At 60.7% G+C, this 25,352-nt stretch carries 20 protein-coding genes and 1 pseudogene; 9 read left to right on the top strand and 12 right to left on the bottom strand.

Annotated elements, in window-relative coordinates:
* Positions 1-151 precede the first annotated feature (151 nt).
* Positions 152-568, top strand: coding sequence for a VOC family protein (locus OBACDRAFT_RS04130; protein WP_043583050.1), 417 nt, complete (start codon positions 152-154; stop codon positions 566-568).
* Positions 569-575: 7 nt separating this feature from the next.
* Here OBACDRAFT_RS04130 and OBACDRAFT_RS04135 read toward each other — a convergent pair whose 3' ends face one another.
* From OBACDRAFT_RS04135 to OBACDRAFT_RS04150, 4 genes are all read right to left on the bottom strand, one after another.
* Positions 576-1,415, bottom strand: coding sequence for an ABC transporter ATP-binding protein (locus OBACDRAFT_RS04135; protein WP_081721802.1), 840 nt, complete (start codon positions 1,413-1,415; stop codon positions 576-578).
* On the bottom strand, positions 1,409-2,506 hold the full coding sequence (locus tag OBACDRAFT_RS04140) for an ABC transporter permease (RefSeq protein ID WP_052361075.1): 1,098 nt from the start codon (positions 2,504-2,506) through the stop codon (positions 1,409-1,411). Before OBACDRAFT_RS04140 ends, OBACDRAFT_RS04135 begins: the two co-directional genes overlap by 7 nt.
* A complete protein-coding gene (locus OBACDRAFT_RS04145) occupies positions 2,503-3,360 on the bottom strand; it encodes an MBL fold metallo-hydrolase (protein ID WP_052361076.1) in 858 nt (285 codons plus the stop codon). The genes OBACDRAFT_RS04140 and OBACDRAFT_RS04145 overlap by 4 nt, the downstream gene beginning before the upstream one ends.
* Before the next feature lie 226 nt (positions 3,361-3,586).
* Positions 3,587-4,771: an ABC transporter substrate-binding protein gene (locus tag OBACDRAFT_RS04150; RefSeq protein WP_052361079.1), complete on the bottom strand. Its 1,185-nt coding sequence runs from the start codon at positions 4,769-4,771 to the stop codon at positions 3,587-3,589.
* Positions 4,772-5,047: 276 nt separating this feature from the next.
* Between OBACDRAFT_RS04150 and OBACDRAFT_RS30530 the strand changes: the two genes are divergently transcribed.
* The 4 genes from OBACDRAFT_RS30530 to OBACDRAFT_RS04165 all read left to right on the top strand — a co-directional run bounded on the left by OBACDRAFT_RS30530 (position 5,048) and on the right by OBACDRAFT_RS04165 (position 8,442).
* Positions 5,048-5,173, top strand: coding sequence for a hypothetical protein (locus tag OBACDRAFT_RS30530; protein WP_269799051.1), 126 nt, complete (start codon positions 5,048-5,050; stop codon positions 5,171-5,173).
* Positions 5,173-6,057: an acetylglutamate kinase gene (gene argB, locus OBACDRAFT_RS04155; RefSeq protein WP_043583051.1), complete on the top strand. Its 885-nt coding sequence runs from the start codon at positions 5,173-5,175 to the stop codon at positions 6,055-6,057. The genes OBACDRAFT_RS30530 and argB overlap by 1 nt, the downstream gene beginning before the upstream one ends.
* Positions 6,058-6,362: 305 nt before the next feature.
* A complete protein-coding gene (locus OBACDRAFT_RS04160; RefSeq protein ID WP_081721804.1) occupies positions 6,363-7,469 on the top strand; it encodes an aspartate aminotransferase family protein in 1,107 nt (368 codons plus the stop codon).
* A 52-nt stretch (positions 7,470-7,521) separates the two neighbouring features.
* Entirely contained in the window at positions 7,522-8,442 is a 921-nt protein-coding gene (locus OBACDRAFT_RS04165; RefSeq protein WP_043583052.1) for a phosphoribosylaminoimidazolesuccinocarboxamide synthase, read from the top strand.
* Between the two features lie 147 nt (positions 8,443-8,589).
* Here OBACDRAFT_RS04165 and OBACDRAFT_RS04170 read toward each other — a convergent pair whose 3' ends face one another.
* The 3 genes from OBACDRAFT_RS04170 to ychF all read right to left on the bottom strand — a co-directional run bounded on the left by OBACDRAFT_RS04170 (position 8,590) and on the right by ychF (position 11,062).
* Positions 8,590-9,051, bottom strand: a complete 462-nt coding sequence (locus OBACDRAFT_RS04170) for a type 1 periplasmic-binding domain-containing protein (protein WP_198529846.1) — start codon at positions 9,049-9,051, stop codon at positions 8,590-8,592.
* A protein-coding gene (locus OBACDRAFT_RS26185) for an IS5 family transposase (RefSeq protein WP_088179267.1) occupies positions 9,023-9,786 on the bottom strand; the annotation gives its coding sequence in 2 pieces (ribosomal slippage) (positions 9,023-9,414 and positions 9,414-9,786; 765 coding nt in all). The genes OBACDRAFT_RS04170 and OBACDRAFT_RS26185 overlap by 29 nt, the downstream gene beginning before the upstream one ends.
* A 172-nt stretch (positions 9,787-9,958) precedes the next feature.
* Complete coding sequence (gene ychF / locus OBACDRAFT_RS04185; RefSeq protein ID WP_043583054.1) at positions 9,959-11,062, bottom strand: redox-regulated ATPase YchF; 1,104 nt, start codon at positions 11,060-11,062, stop codon at positions 9,959-9,961.
* Between the two features lie 371 nt (positions 11,063-11,433).
* Between ychF and OBACDRAFT_RS26190 the strand changes: the two are divergent.
* Together OBACDRAFT_RS26190 and OBACDRAFT_RS04195 are read left to right on the top strand one after the other, a co-directional pair.
* Positions 11,434-12,104: pseudogene (locus OBACDRAFT_RS26190) on the top strand (IS5 family transposase).
* A 107-nt stretch (positions 12,105-12,211) separates the two neighbouring features.
* Positions 12,212-13,324, top strand: coding sequence for a LacI family DNA-binding transcriptional regulator (locus tag OBACDRAFT_RS04195; protein ID WP_043583132.1), 1,113 nt, complete (start codon positions 12,212-12,214; stop codon positions 13,322-13,324).
* A gap of 16 nt (positions 13,325-13,340) precedes the next feature.
* On the opposite strand, the gene OBACDRAFT_RS04200 is transcribed toward OBACDRAFT_RS04195, so the two are convergent.
* From OBACDRAFT_RS04200 to OBACDRAFT_RS04220, 5 genes are all read right to left on the bottom strand, one after another.
* Positions 13,341-15,896 (bottom strand): hypothetical protein, encoded by a 2,556-nt coding sequence (locus tag OBACDRAFT_RS04200; protein ID WP_043583058.1) that lies wholly within the window; start codon positions 15,894-15,896, stop codon positions 13,341-13,343.
* The gene (locus OBACDRAFT_RS04205; protein WP_043583060.1) at positions 15,893-18,580 is read right to left on the bottom strand and encodes a hypothetical protein; all 2,688 of its coding nucleotides are present in this window, start codon (positions 18,578-18,580) and stop codon (positions 15,893-15,895) included. Before OBACDRAFT_RS04205 ends, OBACDRAFT_RS04200 begins: the two co-directional genes overlap by 4 nt.
* Before the next feature lie 12 nt (positions 18,581-18,592).
* The gene (locus OBACDRAFT_RS04210) at positions 18,593-19,252 is read right to left on the bottom strand and encodes a hypothetical protein (RefSeq protein ID WP_043583062.1); all 660 of its coding nucleotides are present in this window, start codon (positions 19,250-19,252) and stop codon (positions 18,593-18,595) included.
* Between the two features lie 92 nt (positions 19,253-19,344).
* A complete protein-coding gene (locus tag OBACDRAFT_RS24950) occupies positions 19,345-20,001 on the bottom strand; it encodes a type II secretion system protein (protein WP_081721806.1) in 657 nt (218 codons plus the stop codon).
* A gap of 36 nt (positions 20,002-20,037) precedes the next feature.
* Positions 20,038-21,006, bottom strand: a complete 969-nt coding sequence (locus OBACDRAFT_RS04220; RefSeq protein ID WP_043583064.1) for a PEP-CTERM sorting domain-containing protein — start codon at positions 21,004-21,006, stop codon at positions 20,038-20,040.
* Between the two features lie 404 nt (positions 21,007-21,410).
* Here OBACDRAFT_RS04220 and OBACDRAFT_RS04225 point away from each other — a divergent pair, with 404 nt between their 5' ends.
* Positions 21,411-22,523: a LacI family DNA-binding transcriptional regulator gene (locus OBACDRAFT_RS04225; RefSeq protein WP_081721814.1), complete on the top strand. Its 1,113-nt coding sequence runs from the start codon at positions 21,411-21,413 to the stop codon at positions 22,521-22,523.
* Positions 22,524-23,030: 507 nt separating this feature from the next.
* Complete coding sequence (locus tag OBACDRAFT_RS04230) at positions 23,031-25,352, top strand: hypothetical protein (RefSeq protein WP_052361130.1); 2,322 nt, start codon at positions 23,031-23,033, stop codon at positions 25,350-25,352.

Below are 25,352 nucleotides of genomic sequence, written 5' to 3' on the forward strand. Positions count from 1 at the left end.
CTGACATTGGATGTTCGATGTTCAGTGTTGGATGTTCGATGTTCGCGCGCAGCGCGCCCCTCCCCCCCCCCCCCANACACACCGCCACAGCCACCGCCCCGCGAAACAAGTTTCGCCAACGCCACCGACATCATCACTAAATCGAGCCACCATGCCCATTACCACCCTCGCCCACGTCTGCCTCAAGACCACCGACCTCGAACGCACCCGCGCGTTTTACTGCGACGCCCTCGGTCTCGAAAAACAATTTGATTTCATCCGCAACGGCGTCCCCGTCGGCTACTACCTGCGCGCTGGCAACCGCACCTTCATCGAAGTATTTTTGTCCGACGCCATCGAGCCGCTCGGCAAGCAACCCATCCACCACCTCTGCCTCGAAACCGACGACCTTGCCGCCCTCCACCGCCGCCTCCTCGACCGCGGCCTCAAGCCCCGCGACATCAAAACCGGCTCCGACCACTCGCCCCAATTCTGGATCACCGACCCCAGCGGACTCGGCGTCGAGTTTCAGCAATACACCCCTCAAAGCGCCCAGCTTACCGGCCAGGATGTAGTGGTAAACTGGTGACGCACTCTCAGATCGACGGATCGCGGTCCTCCACCTGCGACGGCGCGAAGTGCAGCAACTCCAGCACGCGCGACCGCAGCGTCGTGAAATCCGGCGCGGTGCGGCTGCGCGGATGCGACCAGTTGACCGGAAACACATGCTCGATCCGGCCCGGCCTCGGTGAAAACACCAGAATGCGGTCGCTCAGATACAACGCCTCGTCGATATCGTGTGTCACCAGCAGCACAGTCGCGCCGCGCTGCTTCACCAAGCCCAGCAACTCATCCTGCATCGCCATGCGCGTGAACGCATCCAGCGCCCCCAGCGGCTCGTCGAGCAGAAGCACCTCGGGACTGTTCACCAGCGCCCGCGCCAGCGCCACGCGCTGCGCCATGCCGCCGGAAAGATGATGCGGCAGCGCATGGGCGAACCGGGCCAGCCCCACACGCTCGATCAGATCGTCCACCGCCTCCGGCAAATGCCGCCGCCCCGTGCGCAGACTGGGGCCAAAACCAATGTTGTCGCGCACGCTCAACCACGGAAAAAGATTCGGGTCCTGAAACACAAAACCCACGCGCGTATCCGGCCCCGTGACCTCGCGCTCTCCCAGCCGCACGCTGCCCGAAGTCGCGCGCTCCAGCCCGGCCACGATGCGCAGCAACGTCGATTTGCCGCAACCGCTCGGACCGACGAGCGACACAAATTCGCCCGGCCTCACCGACACATCCGCCGCGTGCAACGCCACCGTGCGCCCGCCGTCGAACGCCGGGAACACCTTGCCCACGCCGCTAATTTCGATCGCCGCTCCCGCCACTCCCGCGGGCGCGGCCTCCGTCGCCTGTATTTTATTTTCGATTACAGCTACCATTTGATCAATCCTTGCTGCCAGCGGAGCACGCGGTCGCGGAATTTAAAGAGTGCCGTCATGATACCCGAAAAAAACAACGACATGATGACGAGCGCCGCATAGACCTTGTAATACTCCATGTAATTTTGCGCCCAGGTGATATACCATCCCAGCCCCGCCTTCACCCCGACCATCTCGGCCACGACGAGCGTGAGAAACGACGCCGACAACCCCATGAAAAGTCCGACAAAAATCGTCGGCAACGCGGACGGAATCGCAATGCGCCAGATGAGCTGCCGTTGCGTTGCTCCGAGCATCCGGGCCACGTCGAGATGACTCTGCCGCACACTGGCGATGCCCGAACTCGTCAACACCGTCATCGGGAAAAAACTCGCCAGCGCCACGAGAAACGCACCCGCCGTGAAGCTCGTCGGGAAGAGCACCATCGCCAGCGGAATCCAGGCCGTGGCCGGGATCGGTCCCAGCGTTTTCAAGACCGGTTGCCCCCAGTAACGCACGTGCCTGCTCCATCCGAGCGAGAGCCCCGCGAGGAAGCCACTGAGCGCGCCGGCCACGTAGCCGATTACGAGCAGGCGAAACGAATGCCCCGCGCTCAACCCGATCAAAGGCAAATCATCACGAAACGTGGAAAGAATGCGATCGGGCCCCGGGAAATACGGCATGGGTAACACCCCCGCCTTGGCCGTGAGAATTTCCCAGATGACCACGAGCAGCGCGCCCGCCGAAAACAACGGACCGTAGTGAGAAACCCATGACTTCACTCCCGCGACCAAAACACCCGCCGCCAGGGCGCCGCCCCACGCCAGCAATGCCGCGAACAGCAGCCGTCCGTAGAGCGGATCGGGATCGGTGAATCCATCGGTCTCCCATAGAAAATGCACCGCCAGCGCCACGCCGAGGGCCGCCGGGAACAATGCCGCGCGCAACCACGCTTGCGCCGGAACGGCGGCCGCCTCCAATCCGCCGGACGAGGTGCTTTGTGTCCCGCCATTTTCACGCGCCGCCCGCCGTAACGCCCCAACTTGCGACGCCTCGCGTCGTCCGGCGGACTGAATGAGATCGCCGCTCCGTGCCTGTATCTGCGTGCTCATGATTTTTGCGCGTTTTCCGGCAACTCCCACCGGTAGGTCGAACCGACAAACGCCTGCTCCACTTTCACATGCTCCACGCCCGGCGGCAGCAATTCGTGCAACGGCCCCGTGCAATGGCACCCCGCAAGCAAACGCGGGCGCCGCGCCAGGAGTTTTTCGCCGACGAGACGCCGGTGCGACGCGCTCGTCCTCCACAGGTGCATGCCGCCGACAATCGCCGCGACAGGTTCGCCCGGAAACCGCGACGCGATGTAATCCACCGTGTTGACCACGCCCGCATGTGAGCAGCCGAGCAGGACAACCACGCCCTCCGCCGCCCGAAAGAACAGCGACTGGTCATCGATAATCGGGTCCACCGTGAGGCCGTCCGCATCGAGGAAAAACGCGCCTCCCGTCGTCTCGTAGTCGTTGGTGCGCGGCACCTCGCCGTTGGCGAAAAGACCGGGGACGATCTCCGTCACGCCCGTCGTCGGCACGACATTGGCGGCATGACGGCGCACCACCTCAAGGCTCGCATCCGGCGTGCTGTAGTTTCCGATACGACCTTCGAGTCGTTGAAATTTTTGATCGAACGCCCTCGGATGCGCCAGGATGCGCGCCGCCGGAGCCGCCGCAAGCACGGCGGGCAATCCTCCCGTGTGGTCAAAGTGCCCGTGGCTGAGCACCACGGCCTCGATCGCCGACAAGTCCCAGCCCAGCACCTGCGCGTTGCGCTCCAGCACCGCGGAGCTCTGCCCGGTGTCGAAGAGTATTTTGTGACCATTGAAGTCGATGCCGTAGGCCAGCCCGTGCTCGGCCAGAAGCCCGCGCCTCTGCACGGTGTTTTCGATGAGAAGTGTGATGGTGACGGACATGTGTGTCGCCCCGGATTGGGACGGAGTTGGATTGGACAAAAAAAGACGCCGCCAAGAGCCCTTGTCAGACGGGCCGGGTTTTAACCAAACCGGATCCATCCTGCGAAAATCGATCCGGAAACCCCTTGAGCCCCGGCATCGTCAGACCGACGGACTCCTGGCGGAGAAAATGGTAATTAAAAATCAATGACACATTGAGACGAAACGTGTTTCGAGTGCGTGCTCGTCAGCGCGAGTTCACCTCCGCCACCGTCGCGCCACCCTGCGCCGTCGCAGCGGTGATCCGCTGGTAGTCCGGGCCCAGCGCGCCGGTGTCGGGCACGCCGCACAGGTCCACCGCGGGCCCCGCCTGGTCGGGCGTGATCCCGAGCGTGGCGAGATAGGAGCGGAGTTGTGCGGGCGGCAGCGCGGCCACCTTTTCCACGCTCACGCCGTTCAGCCACGCATCCGTGACTCCGGGCAGATGGAGGAACGTTTTGTCGAGGAGCTTTTTGACATTCGTAGTGGGCAACAGAATACCCGCCTGCTGCATGGCGAGCGCGGCCGTCTCCACGGCGTCGGCCCCGCCCTGCACGGACGGGATGTAGTTGAGGTGCGTGAACACCTGCGAATTGACCTCCACCGACGCACCCACGTGTTTGCGCTCCACCGACACGATGGCGGCCTCCTGCGGGTTGGCGGCCACCCATTTCGACGCTTTGAGGATCGCGCGGGTGAGACGCGCCGCCGTGTCCTGATCGTCGCGGGCCACCTTGCCGTTGACCACCACCACGCAGCAATACTCGTCCTTGAACGGCTCGGTTTTGCCCTGGTCGAGGATCGTTTTCACGGTGCCGGTGTTGAGGATCACGCGTGCCGCCGGATCAAGCGTGGCAATCACGTCCACGTCACCGCGATCGAGCGCCAGCTTCAATTCGCCGGGCGGATACGCGCGCCACTCCACGCCGCTCTTCACGTCGATCCCCTCCGCCGCCACGGCGCGCGTGGCCAGAATCCACGGCGCGCTGCCGATGCCCGGCACGCCGATGCGTTTGCCCTTCAACTCCGCCACGCTTTTGAGCGGCGAATCCTTGGGCGCGAAAATGTAAATGCAGCCCTGGTGAATGCCCGCCGTGAAACGCACGTCCAGCCCCTGCTCAATGGGCTTGAGAAAATTCATGACGAGTCCCTGAGCCGCCTGGATTTTTCCAAAAGCCAGCCCCTCGCGCAGGAAGTTCCAGTCGCCAACGACGAAATCCACATCAAGCCCCTCTTCCGCGAAGAAGCCTTTTTCCTTGGCGACATAAACCGGTGCCTGGCACGAGGACCCGGTGTGACCGATGGTGATTTTTTTCAACGCCTGCTGGGCATGCGTGGTGGATGCAGCAAACAGGGCTGCAAAGCTGAACCCGAAAAGGATGATTCGTTTCATGATCTGAATTCTGAAGAAGGACGCTTAAGCGGTGGACCGCCTTGCTCGTCCGCAGTTGGATTGGACTGAGATGAGAGGGAAACGAACCGGTATATCCGGAATCTTTAGTAAATGGGGCTACTTACTCGCCTAGAGTCAAGCAATGGTTCAAATCTATCCAAAAATACAGATGACTGGCATTTGGACCCCGGCCCCTTGGCCAAAAACAGTTCGAAATATAAGATGGAAAAACCCGGCGCGACCGCTTTAGCCATTGACCGACTTTTTTCCTGAAACGTGAGCGTTTCCTTTTTCGCCGAACATCCTCCAGCCACGAAGCCCAGCTCTGCTGCCATCGGCGTCACCCTGTGCCCGCGTTGCCCCCCCCCCTCCCCCCCCCTTTCCCAGCTTTTCCTGACCTGATGAACGTCGCTGAAATCACCGCCAAGGCGAAGGTGCTCCTCGAAGCCCTTCCCTACATCCAAAATTTCCGAGGCTCCACCTTCGTAGTCAAATACGGCGGCAGCTTCATGGACGATCCCGATCCCACCGTGCGCAACCGCGTGGCGCACGACATCGCCCTCCTCGCCGCCTGCGGCATCAACGTCGTCGTCGTGCACGGCGGCGGCAAAGCCATCACCAAGGCCATGGCCGGCTCCGGCATCCAGGCCCAGTTTGCCCGCAACGGCATGCGCATCACCGACGAGGCCACCATCGCCATCGTCAAGCGCACCCTCGACGAAGTCGTCAACAAGGACGTTTGCGACGCCATCGCCCTCGCCAAGGCGCGCCCCAAGGGCCTGCCCGGCGACACCGTGCTCGTGTGCGAAAAACTCACCACCGACGACGACGGCAACCCCATCGAACTCGGCTACGTCGGCGAAGTCACCGAGGTGAAAGTCAAACTCATCAAAAAAGAAATCGCCGACGGCTTCGTCCCCATCATCTCGCCCGTTGCCGAGGGACTCGACGGCAAGCCCTACAACGTCAACGCCGACCTCGTCGCCGGTCGCGTCGCAGCCGCCATGCGCGCCCGCCGCCTCGTTTACATGAGCGACGTTCCCGGCCTCCTCGCCAACCCCTCCGATCCCGACTCCCTCATCTCCACGCTCAAAGTCGGCCAGGTCGATGAACTCAAGCGCAAGGGCGTCATCGACAAAGGCATGCGCCCCAAAGTCATGAGCGCCGTTCGTGCCCTCACCGAAGGCGTGCACCGCGTCCACTTCATCGACGGCCGCCTGCCGCATTCCCTGCTGCTCGAAATCTTCACCGACCGCGGCATCGGCACCGAAATCGTCCACGGTTAACCTCCCCCCCCCGCTGCCGCATCTGCGGCCATTCTCCAAACCAACATTCAACATTAAACGCTGAACATTTAACATTAAACACCGGACACCGAAACTCCCATGAACCCGAATCAACACCGCACCACCGGTTCCGACATTTAATGTTTAATGTTAAGCGTTAAGCGTTAAGTGTTTTCCGATTCCGTCACTGAACCTCCCCCCCCCACCCCCCGCATCATGTCCACCACCGTCGAAAACTACGCCGCACACGTCCTGAAAAACTACGGCCCCCCCCCCTCACGCTCGCCCGTGGACACGGCACGCGTGTGTGGGACGACACCGGACGCGAATACCTCGATTTCACCTCCGGCATCGCCGTCAACTCCCTCGGCCACTGCCACCCGCACTGGGTCGCCGCCGTGCAGCGCCAGGCCGCCGAACTCATTCACGTCAGCAACCTGTTCCGCAACGCCAACCAAGGCGAACTCGCCCGCCGCCTCGTCGGCTACGCCGGACCCGGCCGCGTCTTTTTCTGCAACAGCGGAGCCGAAGCCAACGAAGGACTCATCAAACTCTCGCGCCTCCACGGCATGAAAAAAGCCGGCGGCGAAGAAGGCAAAATCCACAAAATCATCTGCGCCCAAAACGCCTTTCACGGCCGCACCTTCGGCGGCATGAGCGCCACCCCGCAGGAGAAAATCCAAAAAGGCTTCCGTCCCCTCGTCCCCGGCTTCCTCTTCGGCGAACTCAACAACCTCGCCTCCTTCGAACGCCTCATCGACGACCAGACCGCCGCCATCTTTGTCGAGACCATCCAGGGCGAGAGCGGTATCAACTCTGCCACTACGGAATTCCTTCGCGGCCTGCGCGCCCTCTGCGACCGCCACGACCTCCTCCTCCTCCTCGACGAAGTCCAATGCGGCATCGGACGCACCGGTGCCTTCTACGCCTTCGAACACGCCAACATCCGCCCCGACGCCATTGGCATGGCCAAGGGCCTCGGCGGCGGCTTCCCCATCGGAGCCGTCTGGATCGGCGAAAAACACGCCGACCTCATCAAACCCGGCATGCACGGCACCACCTTTGGCGGCACCCCCCTTGCCTGCGCCGCCGCCCTCGCCGTGCTCGACGTCATCGAAAACGAAAAACTCCTCGATGCCATCAACCGCCAGTCCCCCCCCTGGCACGCCGCCCTCCGCCAACTCGTCACCGACTTCCCCCAAAAAGTCGCCTCCATCCGCGGACGCGGCTACCTCGTCGGAGTGCAACTTACGAGCGACCCCGCCCCCTTCGCCGCCGCCCTGCGCGAAGCCGGCCTCCTCGTTCCGCTTTCGGGCAACAACGTCTTCCGCCTCCTCCCGCCGCTCAACGCCACGCCCGAAGAACTCGCCCGCAGCGTCGAAATCATCCGCAACGTCCTGAAAAACACCTGAACCGCTGGCAAAAATCGCCCAATCCCCTTTCCTCTCCATTTTCCATTCACTCATGACCTCCGCTGAAATCTCCGCCGCCCTGCCCGCCCGCGCTGTCACCTCGATCGACGGCCTTCCCTTCCCCAAGATCGCCACCGGCAAAGTCCGTGAAAACTTCGATCTTGGCGACGCCCTCCTCATCGCCGCCACCGACCGCCTCTCCGCCTTCGACGTCATCCTCCCCGACGGCATCCCCGGCAAAGGCATCATTCTCACCCAAATCAGCAACTGGTGGTTCGCCCAGGCCGAACGCGCCGGCATCAGTCTTCCAAACCATCTCCTCCCCGACCAAGCCGGCGAATTCGCCCGCCGCGGCATCACCGACCGCGACATCCAACTCCGCTCGATGATCGTCCGCAAACTCAAGCCCCTTGCCATCGAGTGCATCGTTCGCGGCTACCTCGTCGGCAGCGGCTGGAGTTCCTACCAGAAAACCGGTGAAGTCTGCGGTCACCGCCTCCCCGCCGGACTCCGTCAGGCCGACCGCCTCCCCGCCCCCCTCTTCACGCCCACGACCAAAGCCCCCAAAGGCGAACACGACGCCCCCATCAACGACGCCCAGGGCGCCGCCATTGTCGGCCCCGCCCTCTACGAACAAGTCAAGGCCGCCAGCCTTGCCCTGTATTCACTCGGCCACGACAAAGCCGCGCGGGCCGGCATGATCCTTGCCGACACCAAGTTTGAATTTGGCACCGACGCCGCCGGCAACCTCGTCCTCATCGACGAAATCCTCACCCCCGACAGTTCCCGTTACTGGCCCGCCGGCCAATACGCCCCCGACCAATCTCCGCCCAGTTACGACAAGCAATACGTGCGCGACCACCTCCTTGCCATCAAGTGGGACCAAACCCCGCCCGCCCCCGCCCTCCCGCCGGACGTCATCCGCGCCACGCAGCAAAAATATCTCGCCGCCCTGAAAAACCTCCTCGGGTAAAACCGGGAGCCGTGAACAAGTGAAGGGAGGGCGGGTCTCCCGACCCGCCGACGGTGCGAAGCACCGCCCATCCGGAAGACGCGGCTACGCCACGTCTGGCGGGGATTGGCAATAAAAACCCGCCCTCCGTAAACATCAGTGACACATTCACTCTTCACCGACGCTCCGCACACTCGGCCCGGCGAACCAGTCGCCTGTGATGAGCACCGCCCGTGCGTGTTCCGGCATGCCAAATACGCTGCGGTTGATCTGGTCGATCACCAAGTGCGCCGCTGCCTGCCCCGCCTCGAAGTTGTTCTGTCGGATGCCGGCGAGGTGCTTCCATCCCGTATCCAGATCGAGATGCGCCACGCCGATGTCCTCCGGCAAGCGCCAGCCCGCGTCGCGCAAAAACTCCACCGGTTCGTTTTCCGCGATCACCAACGCATCCGGTTTGTAGCGATCCAGCCAATACAGGAACTCGTCTCGTTTCCATTCCCGCGGAAAAAACGGCGGAGGCATCCGTTTGCCGCTTCCCGCCCCGAGTCCCGCCTGACTCATCCAACCCGTGTAGGCCGACAACGCTTTGTAGAGCGTGTAGTCACGAGATTGAAGCCCAGAGGATGGCACACCTGAATTGGACGGCAGCGAGGAAAGAGGAGGCTCGTTTTGCGTATCGGGTTGCGATGCCGCGCCATTGCTTGAGTCGTAGGAATGCATTTTCTACCAGATGCCTGATCCGATAAAGATAAGGGTCATATTCGCGTTGTTCTATGCGATTGGTCTTTGGAGGAATCTGCGGGCAGATGCCTGCGGCCTGCGCCATTTCGATGATGGCGTTGGTGTCATATCCCTTGTCGGCGATCAGATGGTCTGCGGCAATGCCTTCAATCAACCTGCCAGCCTGTGTGCAATCAGCCGTGGAACCCGCTGTAACAATGACTCGCACCGGCATACCATGCGCATCCACGGCCAAATGTAGTTTGGTGTTTCGCCCCCTTTTGTCAGACCGATCGCCTCGTTTCCACCTCTGGCTCCCGCCGCATGCGGATGGATTTTGACATGACTGGCATCAATCATCAGCCACTCAAAATCGGGCTCGTTCATCAGTTCCGACAACAGGCGCTCCCAATGCCCCTTGTCTCTCCAGCGACAAAAACGCCTGTGCGTGTTGCCCCACCCTCCGTAATCCTCTGGAAGATCCCTCCAAGGCGCACCAGTGCGTAAAATCCACAGAACCGCGTTGAGGAACTTGCGGTTGTCCTCCGCCACCCCTCCCCACGCTCCTTTCCTTCCAGGTAGCAGCGGCTCCAGAACGCTCCAAACTCGGTCCGAAATGTCGTGACGGTGTTGATCTTTCGCCATGCTGACATTCTCCATCACGAAAAAAAACAGTCAACCTTATCTCGTGACTACACGCTCTACCGCATATACTCCAAACACATCGACATCCTCACGGTTGTCCATGTGAAGAGGAGTTTGTCGCTGGATGCGGTCGAGTGAGTTCTGTCGCTCTGGCAGCGGGATCGAAAGGGACTCAGTTGTTGAACCGGAACAGGGCCACGTCGCCGTCCTGGAAGACGTATTCTTTGCCTTCGAGGCGGTATTTGCCGGCTTCGCGGGCGGCGGCGGTGCTGCCGAGGCGGACGAGGTCTTCGTAGCTCACGACCTCGGCCTTGATGAAACCTTTCTCGAAATCCGTGTGGATCACGCCGGCGGCCTGCGGGGCTTTCCAGCCTTTCACGATGGTCCAGGCGCGGACTTCCTTCTCGCCGGCGGTGAAATAGGTTTGCAGGCCGAGGAGCGCATAAGTGGCGCGGATCAATGACGAAACGCCGGAGTCATCGACACCGAGATCCTTCAAAAACTCCTTCGCTTCCTCGGCACTGAGTTCGACAAGTTCGGATTCGATGCGCGCGCTGATGGGCACGTAGGCGGCGTCGTGATGCGTGCGCACAAACTCGGCGACTTGCTTCACGAATGGATTTTCCTCGGCGGTGGCGAGGTCGCCTTCGGCCACGTTGCAGGCGTAGAGCACGGGCTTGGCGCTGAGGAGTTGGAACAACTTCAACAGGCGCGCCTCCTCTTCGTTCACGGGAAGGATGTTGGCGGGTTTGTTCTGGTCGAGATGGGGGATGAGACGTTCGCAGAGGGCGGCTTCGGCCTGGGCTTCCTTGTCGCCGCTCTTGGCTTTTTTCTGGGTTTTTTCGAGGCGTTTCTGGACGGAGTCGAGATCGGCGAGGACGAGTTCGGTGGTGATGACTTCGATGTCACGCACGGGGTCAATGCTGCCCATCGTGTGCACGATGTCGCTGTCCTCAAAGCAGCGGACGACCTGCACGATGGCGTCCACTTCGCGGATGTTGGCGAGGAACTGGTTGCCGAGACCTTCGCCCTTGCTCGCGCCTTTGACGAGGCCGGCGATGTCCACCATTTCGATGGCGGCGGGGATGACGACTTGGGTCTTGGCGATTTTTTGGAGGACGTAGGCGCGTTCATCCGGCACGGTGACGACGCCGACGTTGGGGTCGATGGTGCAGAACGGATAATTGGCCGCCTCCGCCTTGCGGGAGCGGGTGAGCGCGTTGAAGAGGGTGGACTTGCCGACGTTGGGCAGACCGACGATGCCAGCTTTTAACATAAGCCGCCGAACTTCGCAGCGCCGCCAACCGGGGGCAAGGAGGGAAAAAGCTGAAAAGCTAGAGCAGTATAAGTTGAGATATAGCCGTTGTCTTAACGGTAGGGAGGCCTCTCCGAGGCCTCCGTCGTGCGTGGTGGGAGGATGCAAAACTCATCAGTGAATGGAGCGTGGTTTCGGAGGCCTCGGAGAGGCCTCCCTACCAGGTATCAAATGGCTACAGTTTAAGAGATTATCCCTAAATTACTCTTGATATTCAGGAGAAGAAAGAAGAGAGAGGAGCATGAGTCGAACGAAGCCATGGGAAGTGAGTGACGGATTGTGGGAGCGTTCTGGAGCCGCTGCTACCTGGAAGGAAAGGAGCGTGGGGAGGGGTGGCGGAGGACAACCGCAAGTTCCTCAACGCGGTTCTGTGGATTTTACGCACTGGTGCGCCTTGGAGGGATCTTCCAGAGGATTACGGAGGGTGGGGCAACACGCACAGGCGTTTTTGTCGCTGGAGAGACAAGGGGCATTGGGAGCGCCTGTTGTCGGAACTGATGAACGAGCCCGATTTTGAGTGGCTGATGATTGATGCCAGTCATGTCAAAATCCATCCGCATGCGGCGGGAGCCAGAGGTGGAAACGAGGCGATCGGTCTGACAAAAGGGGGCGAAACACCAAACTACATTTGGCCGTGGATGCGCATGGTATGCCGGTGCGAGTCATTGTTACAGCGGGTTCCACGGCTGATTGCACACAGGCTGGCAGGTTGATTGAAGGCATTGCCGCAGACCATCTGATCGCCGACAAGGGATATGACACCAACGCCATCATCGAAATGGCGCAGGCCGCAGGCATCTGCCCGCAGATTCCTCCAAAGACCAATCGCATAGAACAACGCGAATATGACCCTTATCTTTATCGGATCAGGCATCTGGTAGAAAATGCATTCCTACGACTCAAGCAATGGCGCGGCATCGCAACCCGATACGCAAAACGAGCCTCCTCTTTCCTCGCTGCCGTCCAATTCAGGTGTGCCATCCTCTGGGCTTCAATCTCGTGACTACACGCTCTAGCCAAAAGTGATACCAAATCGGAGAAATGGGTGAAACACTTGATTCTTACAATGATCCGCCGTATGAGCAAACGCCCCCCCCCCCCTCTCTCTCCATGCCAGCCCCTGACAACAAACTGCAAACCATCGCCGACCTTGCCGGAGTGTCGCGCATGACGGTGTCGCGGGCCCTGCGCAACCAGCCCAACGTCCGCGCCGAACTCCGTGAACGTATCCAAAAAATTGCTACCGAGATCGGTTACCGGCCCAATCCGCTGATCTCAACACTCATGGCCGACCTCAAACGCAACCGCAGCCGCCAGCGCGGACGCGGACAGGGAGCCGGCCCCGGCAACGAAGAACGTTCACCCGAAGTCATCGCCTTTCTCACCGCCGATCCTGAAGGACGCGACCAGTGGCGGCGTTCGGAAACGGTGGAACTCTTTCACACCGGTGCCGCGGAGCGCGCCGCGCAACTCGGTTACCGCCTCGAACACTTCTGGGCCAAGGAGGACGGCATGACCCCTGCGCGCCTCTCGCGCGTGCTCTGGTCGCGCGGCATCAGCGGCTTGCTCCTCGCGCCGTCGTGGATGTCATTCCAACACGACTACCCCGAGTTTGACTGGTCGCGTTTTTCCGCCGCCTGCCTCGGCTACACCATGTCGCAACCCGATTTGCACCGCGCCTGCAACAACCAATACCTCACCATGCGCGGCGCGTTGCGACGCCTGCGCAAACTCGGTTACCACCGCATCGGCCTTGCCATTAGCCGCTCGGACGACAACCGCGTGCTCAATCACTGGCAGGCCGCCTACCTCGCCGATCAGACCGCGCACGATGTAGCGGAATCCCGGATACCCGTTTTCCTGAGCGATCAAGTCATGGAGATGCCCGTCAACCGGCGTCCATTCCAAAACTGGGTAAAGCAACACATGCCCGACGTAGTCGTCTCCGTGCATCACGGTTTCCTGCGCGACTGGATGGAAGAGACCGGCTTGCGCGTGCCGGAGGACATCGGTTATGCCGACCTTGATTTATCGGGCGACATGTTTGGACGCGTCGCCGGCATGGATCAAAACAGCCGTTTTGTCGGCGCGGCGGCCATCGACTTGATTGTCGGGCAACACCACCGCAACGAACGCGGCATCCCCGCCATGCCCACCATTACCTCTGTCAACGGAAGCTGGCGCGACGGAGAAACAGTGTGCAAACAAGTCGCAAAAAATTGAGGAGCGAAAGCGGATTTCAAGGTGTCAGGTGGAAGCCTTGTCCCTCGCCGTAGTCGGCGCGACCTCGGGGATTTTCGAGCATTGGAAACGGCTTCGCAAGCACAGGCACGCCATCGCGAGTGCAAGTTTCGCGATGGGAGAGAAACAATTCGCCGTTGCGCGGAGCAACATAACGGACGCTCTCACCGTCCCCGCCAACAATGGTGATCTTCGCATCACGTAACGCGGTGCGAAATTGTTCAAACGAGCCGTAGTCGTCCCGGCTGCCCGCCTGTAAAATCCAGATATTTCGTTTTTCCCCGCACAACAACTCGCGGTCCTTCCAAGCGCCATCGTTGGTGGCGACGTATTTTTTAAGTGAATACACTCCAATGTAAGCGTCGCCCTTGCGACCGCACAACCAGCGTCCGGCCTCCGCAACCTCGTCAAAGTCGGAACGAGGGAAATAACAATGCGTCAGCCCGGAGACATCCGGGATGTCGTAAATGTAAGCGAGAATGTCGCCGCTAACGATGGTTTTGGGGACGCGGAATTGTCCCCCCCAGTAGGACGGACGCGCATCCGGACCGGGATTGTCGAAACAGGAGACAAAGACGGGGACGCCACCTTTGAGCGTAATCTGTCCGGCGTGGGCCTGCGCGTTAAAGGGACCAAGCCGAGCCTCGACCATGCCGGAAACCATGTAGTCGTCGCGGCGCTTGGTGAGACAGTTTATGCCACCCTTGGCTTCGGGATTCCAAACGAATGATCCCATGCGCGAACGTGTTGCCAGCGGTGCGGTGTCCATCGCCATTTCCAATACCGCCGGCGACGGAGCGTAAGCACCCGTGGCCAGCGCAACGGCACCGATGGAACAGCTTTGGTTGAGACTTTTTGGTTGACCGAAAAGCAGCCAGATGATTGGGCGCAAAGCCTCCAGTTCAGGATGGAGAATGCTTTGCTCGTAGGCGCGCCCGTGCGTCGTAGCGAGCGTCCCGTGGAAGTGGTGCGAGGCGAGGATGAACGTCAGCAAATCCAGCAATCCGCCCGCCAGTTTTTTGGTTTCGCTGCCATCGGGTGCGAACTGAAAGAGGTTTAGCATGGCGAGCAAATCCTCCTCGAAATACGTGTTTGAGAACCACTCCTCGAAGCCGTGTTTTGTCCGGTCGAACATCCATTCATTGGCGAGGCGCGCGCCCTTTTCGACGTGTTGCGCGCCACTCATTCCGTTGTTGGAAAACGTGGCATCGGGGAACAATTGCCCGGCGAGAAACTCCGCGCTGTGGAATAGGATTTGGTGATTTTCCGAGCGCGTGAACATCATCGTCGCGCCCGGTTCATCCTCCCAGTATTTGAAATTCAGGATGGTTTGTTTGAGGCGCGCTCGCGTGGTGTCCAGGAAATCCGGATTGTCGCGATGCAGATAAAAAAGGCGCAGCAATCCGTGCATCGAAAAATCCGCGCAGTCGAAACGGCGGTCTATGTAGTCAAGGGCCGCGTTGAAATTTTCTTGGTTCTGGTCCGGGAAATTACCGCCAGTGGCGAGACGGGAAAGTTCGATAAAAAACCATTCTCGAATGTTTTTCGTTGCGCTGGTGCGGGCGAGTTGCGCCGTACGCTGCAGGAGCCATGCCTTGCGCGCCACGATGTCGTTCGTGTCGGGCGTTGCATCCATGTTTGCCCGCCAAAAAACGAGTTGAGCGACATCGGCCAAACGATCGCCGGCGTCGCTCGTGTAATCGAAGGTCACCGTGCATTGCCCTCCGCGCGGCAGTTCTCCGGCCCGGATAAGAACGGTTTCCTCCGACGGAAAAAATTCTCGCGTCAGCAACACAGGATTTTCCAATTGGGCGGCGTTTTTCGCATAAAACCTTGCCGTCAGTTTTCCGTTTTTCGCAGAGTCCGGCGGCTTGTTTCCTCGCAGCGAAAGGACATCGCGGGCGGGGTCATTTGCGAGGAGCAGCGAGTCAGGGAAATGCAACGAGACGAACCATTTTTCGAGTGTTTCGCGCTCTGCGATTTTCGCCAGCGGCAGACGCGCCTCGACCCGCCCGCCTTGCCAGACCAGTTCAAAGCTGTTGACGGCGTGAACGTGTGCATTGGTCAACACGATGAGCAGGCGGTTGACGCCGACCTTGAGTCGTACCGTCACCGCGGATGTGGAGGCGACACGGCCAAGCGAGTGGTGCGAAAAGATTTTTTCGCCGTTGAGCCAGACATCCGCACTGCCGGTGAGTGCCAGCAAAAAATTCTCCATGCGTTCGGCGGGGGAGACGATTTCCGTGCAGGCGAAGGTTTGGAGTGTGCGGGCGAACGCACCACCGCCGGAAAGCATGAACTTGTTTTCGCCCGGTGCGAACCGCCGTAAGGTCCACGTTTTTTCAATGCTGCGAAAACGCAGTTCTTCCCCTTCGCGGAGGGTTTCGCTGGCGAGTTGTGCGACGGTCGCGTCCGCTGCGTCGAAGAATTGCTGATACGGCGACAGCGGCACGTCGTAACTGTCGGTGTAGAGATGCGAGACATCCGTCGAATAGGGGCCGGCAAACAGCCAGCACGTCAGCGCGGTGCCCTGCGTCAAAACCTGTGAGATCATGGCGCTGGTAGTTGAGTAAACATTACACAGGGGAGATTTTCTGTGGACTTGTTGAGCACGAGGCCGGGCGAGAGTTCAATGGCGTGGGCACGGACGGTTCCATCGTGGTCGTTGACGGCGATGTTGAAACGGAATCCGTCACGCAGGATCTCATCAGTGAGGCCAAGATCGGCGCGGGAGATGCGTGCCTCGTATATCCGGTCCTGGCTGGCGACCGCTGGCTTTGAGGTGGAGAGTCGGATTGCAGGCTGGCTGTCGCGCGCGCCAACCGGGCGATTCCAAATCATGGTGAGCGGGCCGCGTGTGTCGTGATCCGCCAACTCAATTTTCCAGGAGCCGTTCTGGCCAGGGACGTCGATCACGCATTGCACGCTGTCTTCCTTCCACAGGGCGTTGGGTTCCTGTGTCTGCTGATGATGGTTGTCGGTGACCGCGATCCGAAGAAGCAGAGATGTGGTGTCCGCACCGATCCACACGCGAGCGGACAGGTTTTCCGGACCGCGCCAGCGTTGGTGTTCCAGTTGCGGATCGGCTTCGATGAAGGAGTGAACCTGCTCCTTGCGGTCCAGCGTAATCTCGGGCGCGCGACGACTGGCGTTTGTTGTTGAGGAGGAGGCGGGCAACGCGGGCAGGGCGGGGTCGTTAACCACGATGGCGGCGTAGCGCACCGGGATGAGGAAGCGCCCGCTCCAAGGAGAATTGACGTAATCGTAATCGACACGAAGACGGGCAGTCTGGCCGAAACGATAGGCCGGCCCTTGGGGCACGCGCACGGTCACGGCGGAGGTGATCTTTGAATGCGGCGGCAACATCAGGGCGGAGGAGGACGGCGGCGTGAGCACTTGCATGGTGAGGGGTGTCGTCCATTTCGTATTCACGGAAAGGATACGATCTGTGGGGTTGGTGAATTCGCAGGCAACGGTGAGCGTCTGGCCGGGCGCGGCATAGTAGACTCGGGTCGCGCCAGCAAGGCGTCCGGCGAGGGTGATGTCGGTCGCGTTTTCGGCGAGGAGATAGAGCGGCGTAGAGGCGGTGTTCACGACAACGGATTCGTCGGCGAGAGCAAGCGGTGTTGCGTTGCCGTTGATGTCAAGGAGGGAGGCGCGCGTGGCACCGGGAAGGCGGAGCAGGAGTTGTTCGTTTTGCGAGGCTACGTCGTCGTTCCAGAAAACGAGGAGGCGAGAAGAGGAATGGGGGGGGGGGGGGGATGTGTTGCTGGCATCGGGAGCGTCACCGTGAAGGAAGAGCCAGCGAGACGGGCCGGCATCAAGCTGGCGCAGAAAGGGGCGCGGAATGGCAAGACGGGCGAGGGTGTTGTAGGTGGTGAATACGGGCTTCGGCTGAAAATCACGGGTAACGAGGCCGTAGTTGTGCTCACCGTTGCCGGGATCGGTGCCGTCGTTGCGGAGATCATACCAGAGATAGCCGACGGCTCCACGCGAACGAGCGAAGGTTGCTTTTTTGACGAGGGTGATGGCCTGGTGTTTTTCCGCATCGGAACCGCCGATGGCTGTGATGGCGGTTTCGTTGAAAAAGAGGGGAGGAACGGGTTTTGGCAGGCTGGCGCGAAGGGTGGCGTAGGGGCCGTCAACAAGCTGGGAAAAGATGTCAAAGGCGCTGTGTTCGTGAGCCGCGTGAAAGTCGAAGCGAGGGCCGAGGGTGCGCATGACGCGCTCGTGCATGTCGGGGTTGCGGAAGCGTCCGGCGTGCGGTTTGAGCGTGGCAAAACCCCCGCTCATGACTTTGGCGGCGGGGTCGGTGCGGCGGATTTCGTCGAGCGCGATGGTTGCAAGTTCGATGTATTGTTCGGTGGTGCCGCGCCAGAAGCCGAGGTCGGGTTCGTTCCACGGTTCCCAGAGCGGGATGCGGCCTTTGTAGCGTGTTGAAAATGTGGATACGAAGGTGCGCCATGCTTCGAGGTCGGGCGCGGAGCGGGTGATGTTGCGGTTGTTGTCTTTTTTGTCGGCAACGAGGGAAGGGTCCGCTGCCCATGCGGGTGTGTAGGCGAGGAGGACCTGACATTCGATGTTGAAGGCGTCAAAGGTGGCGAGCATGTCGTCCATCAATTCCCAGCGCCACTGGTCGCGCGCGGGCTGGATTTGTCCCCAAGAGGGATTGGAACGAATGGTCTTGGCTCCGACGAGTGCGGCGGCGGCGATTTCACGGTTGCGGAATGTGCGGTCGCGCTCGCGTTCGTGGTGGGCGACGACGCCGAGACGAAACGCGGGGCGCGCAGCGTTGGGGCCAGCGGGCTCCATGAAAGCGAATCGCTGGGTGCGGGTTTGCGGACGCGGGCGGGTTGTCGCGCTTGTCGCGGTTTCGGGGGTGAATTTCCACGCGATGCTCCAGACGCCGAGTTCCTTGCCGACGAGAGAATTGGGAAGCTGGGCACTGGCTCCGGGGGCAAGCGAGACCGGACTGTCAAGTTGTTGTTCGGGTTGACCGGAGGGAGGCGTGAGAGTGGCGGTGAAACGTCCTGTCTCCACGGCGTCGCCGGTGTTGGTCACCGTGAGGGCAAAGGTATCCGCTACAGACGGCGTGATGATAGAGAGTCCGTGGAGTTCGGGCGTGGTGACTTTGAGCGCGGCGAATGCAGGCAACACAAAGGTTGCTGAAAAAACAGCAAGGAGGGCAATGGCCGGATGGATGCGAGAGCGGCGAGTGAGGGAAGAGCGATAAAGCATGGTGGCGTGCAGTTATTTCTGGATACGGCTAATTTTTATCTGATCGACCCAGAGCGCACCGCCGCCGGTTTTCCACTTTGAGAAGGGCAATGCGAATCCACGCAGGCGGAGGGGGAGATCGAGGCGTTGGTTTTTGTCTCCGCTCCACGGTTTACCGAGGCCGGTGGAGGCGTCTGGCGTGATGGTGTCGAGAGTCCACGAGACGGTTGACCATCCCGGTTCGCCGGGGGTGAGCGGGGCGGTGAGTTGCCAGATTTCCCTGCCTTGATCGCTGAGGCGCAGGGAGAGGCGTGTGCATTCGGGGCCGAGTTGTTCGAGGCAGACGCGAGCGGTGATTTTGTATTTGCCGGGTTTGTCAATGAGGACATCGCCGGGAACCTGAAGGTGGCCTGCAATGTGTTTCCCTTCGTGCGCGGGCCATTCGAGTTTGAAAACCGCTTTGCCAACGGCTTGGGGCGCGGGAGAGATTTCGCACACGATGCCATCCGGTGCTTTTTGTTCGGCACCGACCGTCGGGTTGGCGGAAAAATCAAGCGTGGTTTCGGCGGCGCTTAATGTGCCTGCGAGAACGGTGGCGAGGGTGAACGTGAGGGCAAATAACATCGTCACGCGGCCGATGGCAGGGAGGACAACGGGATACGGGTTTCTGGTGTAGTTGAATTTTTGTGACATGGAATTGACAAAGGAGATATGGAATGGCCGGGGGGGGGAGGGACCAATGCCAAACGAAATGGGATGCGAATTTCTCGCGCCGCTGTTTTCTTTTATTGCGGTTTTACGATGACGATTTCCGCCGCCCGTTCGGGCGTCATGATTTCGACATGCAAATCGGCAAAGCCAAAGGTCGCCTTTCCCGAATGACGGTCATACGCCACACCGTCGGCCGAGAGGGGATTCAGGCTCCGGGCGGCCACCGTCCACACACCAGCGGCTTCGGTGTCGGTCAGTATCATGAACTTCGGCATGCCTTGGATTTCCGCCATTCTTCTGGGATGAGTATTGTTGTGTGTTTTGGTGAGGTAAAAATTGGTGCCGTATCCCCAGGCGTCCTTGAGTTTTTGGTTGTTGGGACACGAGAAGTCCCGGCGCAAGGTTGCGCGTTCGTTGTTGGCGACGCCTTTTACCAGATAGGGGGCGATTTCCTCCTGCCAGATTTTCTTTTCGTCGTCCGTTTTATCGTCGGCGTGCGTGGGTAGCAGGTCCTTGTTATCAACCGAATACTGATAAAACGAAAATGCCCATTGGCGCATGTTGCTCAGGCATTTCGTCTGCCGAGCCTTGTTGCGAACCGCGCCCACGGTTGGGACAAGGATCGCCGCCAGAATTCCGATAATGGCTATGACCGTCAGCAGTTCAACCAAGGTAAACCCCGGCTGGTTCCGACGGGGCTGGGCTCGGATGTAGTGGTAATGCCGTGACATGGGATTGGGGGAGGGAGGATTTTTGGTGATGCGGTTTCAGCGGCTGGCGCGACGGCGGATGATCGCAACGGCGAGGAATGCGCCCGCACCAAGGAACAGCGCGGTGGTCATGGGTTCAGGAACCACAGGCGCGTCAGCTTGCGAAACGGTGATGTGGTCGAGCGAATAGGCAAGCGATTCGGTGTTGTCGGCGGTGAGATCTTTGATGGCAAATTGCAACCACTGACCGGCGTTGTCGGCGGCGATACTCCGGTAGTCGAGCGTCAGGCCGGCTGTGACGGAATCATAGGTTGTCGAGCCGTTGTTAATGCTAACCGTCCATGTACGCGTCGCTGGGTCGGAAACCACCGTGAAGAAGTAGGTGACACCCGCCTCGGCTTTCATGGTGGTTTTAACCAGCGTGGAGGAGCCAGTGCCATTGCCATCCCCCAGTTCCCAGTAAGACGTGGAGTTTCCTGCCGTTGAAGTGGTCTGTATGAGCCAGGTGTTGCCGCTACCAGTGCTGGCCACTCCATTGGTGGAGGTATCGGCAAAAATGGCATACTGCGGGCCGCGATAGCTGCTGGCGGTGATGGTGCTTGGATCGTTTTCGAGGCGGAAATAAAAGCTGTAAGTGATGGTACGAGCGAGATCGATGACGTCCGTTTCCAGTTTGCGTATGGCGGCGGCGGAGCGGGAGCCGCTCGTAATCGCCGTCGTATCCATGACGAATTTCAGGTGATTTCCGCCGCCGGTGTAGAGCGGGGAGGTGTTGGAAACGCCGGTGGAGGCGAAGGTGGCGGAGCCGTCTGTGACCGCGTTTTTGATCGCCCACGCGTTTCGCCAGACGCCGCCGTTTTTGCCCGTCCATTGATCAACTGATGAGGTTCCTTCGCCATCGGCAAAATCAAGGGTGAGCGTGACGGCTTTGGCCAGAGTCGAGAAGGCAAACAGCCCAAGGGTAACGGCCAGCACGGAGACCGTGCGCGAACGAATGGCAATGATGTTGAGGAAACGAGATTTCATGGCGGTGGCGTATTGGTTGATTTCTATTTTGCCCGAAGCCGAGGCGTTCGGAACTAATGGGAGACAATAAGAGAATCACAGAATCCGTTCCTATTGGAGGGACATGCAATCCGGGCAGACTGTTACCCGTAACAATAAGCTTACAATGTACCCGCATAAATCGCGGTCTCGCGACCCAGTGCCACCAGACGGGATCTACGAAACATCCTCTGAGCCGCCGCAACATCTGCTCACACGGCAATCCGGTTGACGCGGCAGTTTGACTGCGGAAAATCCGCAACGTGATTGAGCGTTTTTCCAAGTTGTCTGTCCGAAATGGGGTTATGCAATTTTCTGCCATTAAAGAGCACCCTGATCCACCGATAACGGATCGGCGCCAACTGCGTTAACGAATGATCCGCCGTATGAGTAAACGCTCCCCCTCCCCCCCTCCCCCCCCTGCCGAACCTACGACAACCCGCGTAACGCTCGCTGACATCGCCGCCGCCGCCCGGTGTTCGCTCATGACGGTGTCGCGCGCACTGCGGTCGCATCCAAGCGTCGCCACGGCAACCCGGCAACGTATCCAAAAACTGGCGACGCAACTCGGCTACCGGCCCGACCCCGAAGTCGCCCGGCTCATGGGACGCCTCCGCACCAGCCGCCTCGCGGGAGCCGAAGTCATTGCGTGGATCACCGCCGAACCCACGCGCGACGGCTGGCGACGCTCGCCAGCCAGCGCCGCGATCTTCGCCGGGGCGGAGACGCAGGCGCGACGGCTCGGCTATCGCCTCGAACCATTCTGGCTGCGCGAACGCAACATGACGCCCGCCCGCCTTGGCGGGATATTGCGCAGCCGCGGCATTCGCGGCGTGCTCGTCGCCCCCATGCCCAAGTCCGGCACATGCATCGACGCCGATTTTGGCTGGGAACACTTTGCCGCCGCCTGCTGCGGATTCTCGCTCGCCCAACCACGCCTCCACCGCGCATGCAGCCAGCAATACCAGACGCTCGGCATCGCCTGGCGCGAACTCACCCAACGCGGATACACGCGCATCGGTTTTGTCCTCTCCATCGAATCCAACCAGCGCACCGACGGCATGTGGCTTGCCAGCTTCCTCGCCCGCCAGCACTCCCCTGCCCTTCCCACCACCGCATCCGCTGCCCCCGTATTCACGCCAGCCAACGTCCCGCCGCTCGTCATGGACGGATGGGAACCGGCCAAACTCCTTGCCTGGTTCCGCGAACACCAGCCCGATGCTCTCATTGGCGGAGCCGCCGATGCCGCCCTTTTGCGCGCCAACGGAATCCGCATTCCCGAAGACTGCGCCTTCGCGCACATTAACATCATCGGGCAACCCGCGCCCGTCGCGGGAGTAAATCACCACATGCCCGAACTCGGCGCCGCCGCCCTCGACCTCGTCATCGAACAACTCAACGCCAGCCAAACCGGTCTCCCCGCCGTTCCCAAAATGGTGATGGTCGATTGCGCTTGGAACGAGGGCCCCGGCGTTCCTCCAAAACCACTGAAAATTTAACCACAAAGACACCGCGGCACAGAGAATCTTAGAGCGGCAGAACCGCAACCGAAGCAAGCGAAGGAAGATTGACTCACGCAGAGACGCAAAGGCGCAGAGAAGAAACTGATTTTTGGGAGGTTCTAAAAATTCATTTTTGCACAGAAGAGAACCAAGAAAACGAAGATAAAGACAGGGAGCATAACTTGTTTAATTTATTTATTTTCAATAGGTTATTAAAAACAAAAATTCCATTTCAATTGATTGTCTTCGTTTTCTTCGTTACCTTCTGTGCAATTTTTAGAACCTCCCTTTTGTTGTTTGTTTTCTCTGCGCCTTTGCGTCTCTGCGTGAGATTTCTTCTGCCTCGTTCCATAGGAAAATCATGCTCTTCTGTGCACGATTTTTCAGGATAGTATCACAAAATTCTTACCCACGTGACTCTGTGGTGATTTTCCGTCCTCGTATTGTTACGCTAACAATCCGGTAACCTTGCCACTCCCCCCCCTCCTCCCCCTGCTTGCCTCCATGCCATCCCACACAACTCGTACAACCGCACCCGCCGACACCGCGCTTAAACTCCTTGCCCGCTGGGCACGCGCCGCCGAAACCGACTGGACCGACATCCCCACGCCCTCCGGACAACCCGCGCACGGCACCTACGGCACCGGTTACGACGGCTGGGGCGTGCAGACCCAGCAAAAATACGCCTCCGCCCTCGCCACACTCGCCACCCTTGGCGGTCGCATCCAATTTCCCGATACATCCTGGGCGCTCGACCACGCCCTCGCCGCGCTCCGCTACAACCTCGCCTCGCACAAAAGCGCCCCCGTCCACTGCACCGACAACTCCAAATGGGGCCACACCTGGATCAGCGCCCTCGGCGTCGAGCGCATGATGTTTGGCGTGCAACTCCTCCAACCCCACTTCACCGACGCCGATCATGCCGCGCTCCGTGCCATGCTATGCAGCGAAGCCGACTGGCTCCTCACCGACTACCACCGCGGCCCTGAAAAACGCATCACCGCCACCCGCTGGAATCACGAAGGCGGCAACGATCCCGAATCCAACATCTGGAACGGCGCCCTCCTCTGGCGCGCCTCCGTCATGTATCCCGATCACCCGCGCGCCGCCGACTGGCAGGAACGCGCCCACACCTTCCTGATGAACGGCGTCAGCGTCGCCACCGACGCCACCGACACCCGCATCGTTGCCGGAAAACCCGTCCGCGAACGCTACATCGGCCCCTGCTTCTTCCCCAACTACGCACTCGATCACCACGGGTATTTGAACGTCGGATACATGACCATCTGCGTAAGCAACGCCGCCATGCTTCACCTCGACCTGAAGGCCGCCGGACTTCCCTGCCCCGAATCGCTCCACCATCACCAGGCCGATCTCTGGGCCGTGCTCCGGCAAATGATCTTCGACGACGGCCGCCTCGCCCGCATCGGCGGCGACACCCGCGTGCGTTACGCCTATTGTCAGGAATACCTCATGCCTGCGCTCCTCTACGCCGCCGACCACCTCGGCGACCCTGCCGCGCTCGAAAAACTCCCGCCCCAACTCGCCCGCATCACCCGCGAAACCGACGCCGACCCAGCGACCACTCCCGACAACGCATATTTTTACGGTGCCCGCCTTGCCGCCCTCCGCCGCCAGAGTCCGCTCTACTACACGCGCCTCGAATCCGACCGCGCCTGCGCCCTCGGCATGATCGCCACCTACGCGCCCGCCGTAGGGGCTTCGCTTGCGAAGCCCGCGTCCGCGAACGATGCCGCAAACGCTCCTGTCGCCGTGTCCGTGAACGCGGGCGTCGCAAGCGACGCCCCTACGTGGTCCGAACCCGAGCACGGTGCCGCGCTTCACCGCAGCGCCACGCGTTTCGCCTCATTTTCCTGGCGCGCCTTCAACCTCGCGCAGGGCCTCTGCCTGCCGCCCGACGACGGCCACCTCGCCGAGTGGGAACACAACCTCGGCGGACTCGTCGAATTTTGCCACCACCCGCATCCCACGCACGGACAATGGAAGCTCCACCGTCGCGTCAACCGCTACCATGTGGACGCCATCGACGGCGGTTTTGTGACCTGTGGATCTGTTTACGAAGGCGTCGATCTCCTGCTTGCGGAAAGCTGGAGCGGCACCGACTCCGCCCTGCACCAAGTCGCCTTTGCCGCGCTGCCCGACAACCACACGGTCGTCGCCATGCACTACTGCCGCATGGGCAATCGCCGCGGTTACGTTGCCTCGATCAAGGGCCTGCACCTCAACGTCCCCAACGACCTGTTTAACGACTACCGCCGCCAACTCCACACCGCCGCTGGCGGACTCACGCTCACCGCGCCCGCCACGCAAGAGGAACTGCGTCCGCTCAACAGCCGCTGGGTCAACATCGACAACCGCATCGGAGCCGTGGGTATTTACGGACCGGATACGACTCAAAACACGCTTACCCTCCACCGCGCGCCACACCGCCGCGCCGGGGCCATGCGCTCGCTCCACGTCGAACACATTTGCTGGCCCTGCGAGTTCGGACCGAAAAAATTCGAGGCTGGCGAAGTGATCCTCGACGCTGGCTGGGCCTCGCTCGCCTCCGTGGACGCCGCGCAGACAGCCGCCTTTTCCCGTGCGCACGACGCCGCGGCCGCGCACATCCGTATCGACAATTCAACGACGACCATCCGCGCCCTCCGCGTCACCGGGCAGGACGGACGCGCATGGATATTCGCCGCCAACTTCGGCGGGCAACCCGCCACGCTGTCCGCCGCACAACTCGGTCTTGCGAACAAGACCGGTGGCATTCCGTCCATCGTCCTTGACGCCGGCCACGCCCGCCTGCTGGCGGCGTGA

It is taken from the genome of Geminisphaera colitermitum TAV2 (assembly GCF_000171235.2).
Classification (GTDB): domain Bacteria; phylum Verrucomicrobiota; class Verrucomicrobiia; order Opitutales; family Opitutaceae; genus Geminisphaera; species Geminisphaera colitermitum.

Coding starts and splice junctions, on each gene's coding strand:
- OBACDRAFT_RS04130 (WP_043583050.1), top strand. CDS start 152: ATGCCCATTACCACCCTCGCCCACGTCTGCCTCAAGACCACCGACCTC.
- OBACDRAFT_RS04135 (WP_081721802.1), bottom strand. CDS start 1,415: ATGGTAGCTGTAATCGAAAATAAAATACAGGCGACGGAGGCCGCGCCC.
- OBACDRAFT_RS04140 (WP_052361075.1), bottom strand. CDS start 2,506: ATGAGCACGCAGATACAGGCACGGAGCGGCGATCTCATTCAGTCCGCC.
- OBACDRAFT_RS04145 (WP_052361076.1), bottom strand. CDS start 3,360: ATGTCCGTCACCATCACACTTCTCATCGAAAACACCGTGCAGAGGCGC.
- OBACDRAFT_RS04150 (WP_052361079.1), bottom strand. CDS start 4,771: ATGAAACGAATCATCCTTTTCGGGTTCAGCTTTGCAGCCCTGTTTGCT.
- argB (WP_043583051.1), top strand. CDS start 5,173: ATGAACGTCGCTGAAATCACCGCCAAGGCGAAGGTGCTCCTCGAAGCC.
- OBACDRAFT_RS04165 (WP_043583052.1), top strand. CDS start 7,522: ATGACCTCCGCTGAAATCTCCGCCGCCCTGCCCGCCCGCGCTGTCACC.
- ychF (WP_043583054.1), bottom strand. CDS start 11,062: ATGTTAAAAGCTGGCATCGTCGGTCTGCCCAACGTCGGCAAGTCCACC.
- OBACDRAFT_RS04195 (WP_043583132.1), top strand. CDS start 12,212: ATGCCAGCCCCTGACAACAAACTGCAAACCATCGCCGACCTTGCCGGA.
- OBACDRAFT_RS04200 (WP_043583058.1), bottom strand. CDS start 15,896: ATGATCTCACAGGTTTTGACGCAGGGCACCGCGCTGACGTGCTGGCTG.
- OBACDRAFT_RS04205 (WP_043583060.1), bottom strand. CDS start 18,580: ATGCTTTATCGCTCTTCCCTCACTCGCCGCTCTCGCATCCATCCGGCC.
- OBACDRAFT_RS04210 (WP_043583062.1), bottom strand. CDS start 19,252: ATGTCACAAAAATTCAACTACACCAGAAACCCGTATCCCGTTGTCCTC.
- OBACDRAFT_RS24950 (WP_081721806.1), bottom strand. CDS start 20,001: ATGTCACGGCATTACCACTACATCCGAGCCCAGCCCCGTCGGAACCAG.
- OBACDRAFT_RS04220 (WP_043583064.1), bottom strand. CDS start 21,006: ATGAAATCTCGTTTCCTCAACATCATTGCCATTCGTTCGCGCACGGTC.
- OBACDRAFT_RS04225 (WP_081721814.1), top strand. CDS start 21,411: ATGAGTAAACGCTCCCCCTCCCCCCCTCCCCCCCCTGCCGAACCTACG.
- OBACDRAFT_RS04230 (WP_052361130.1), top strand. CDS start 23,031: ATGCCATCCCACACAACTCGTACAACCGCACCCGCCGACACCGCGCTT.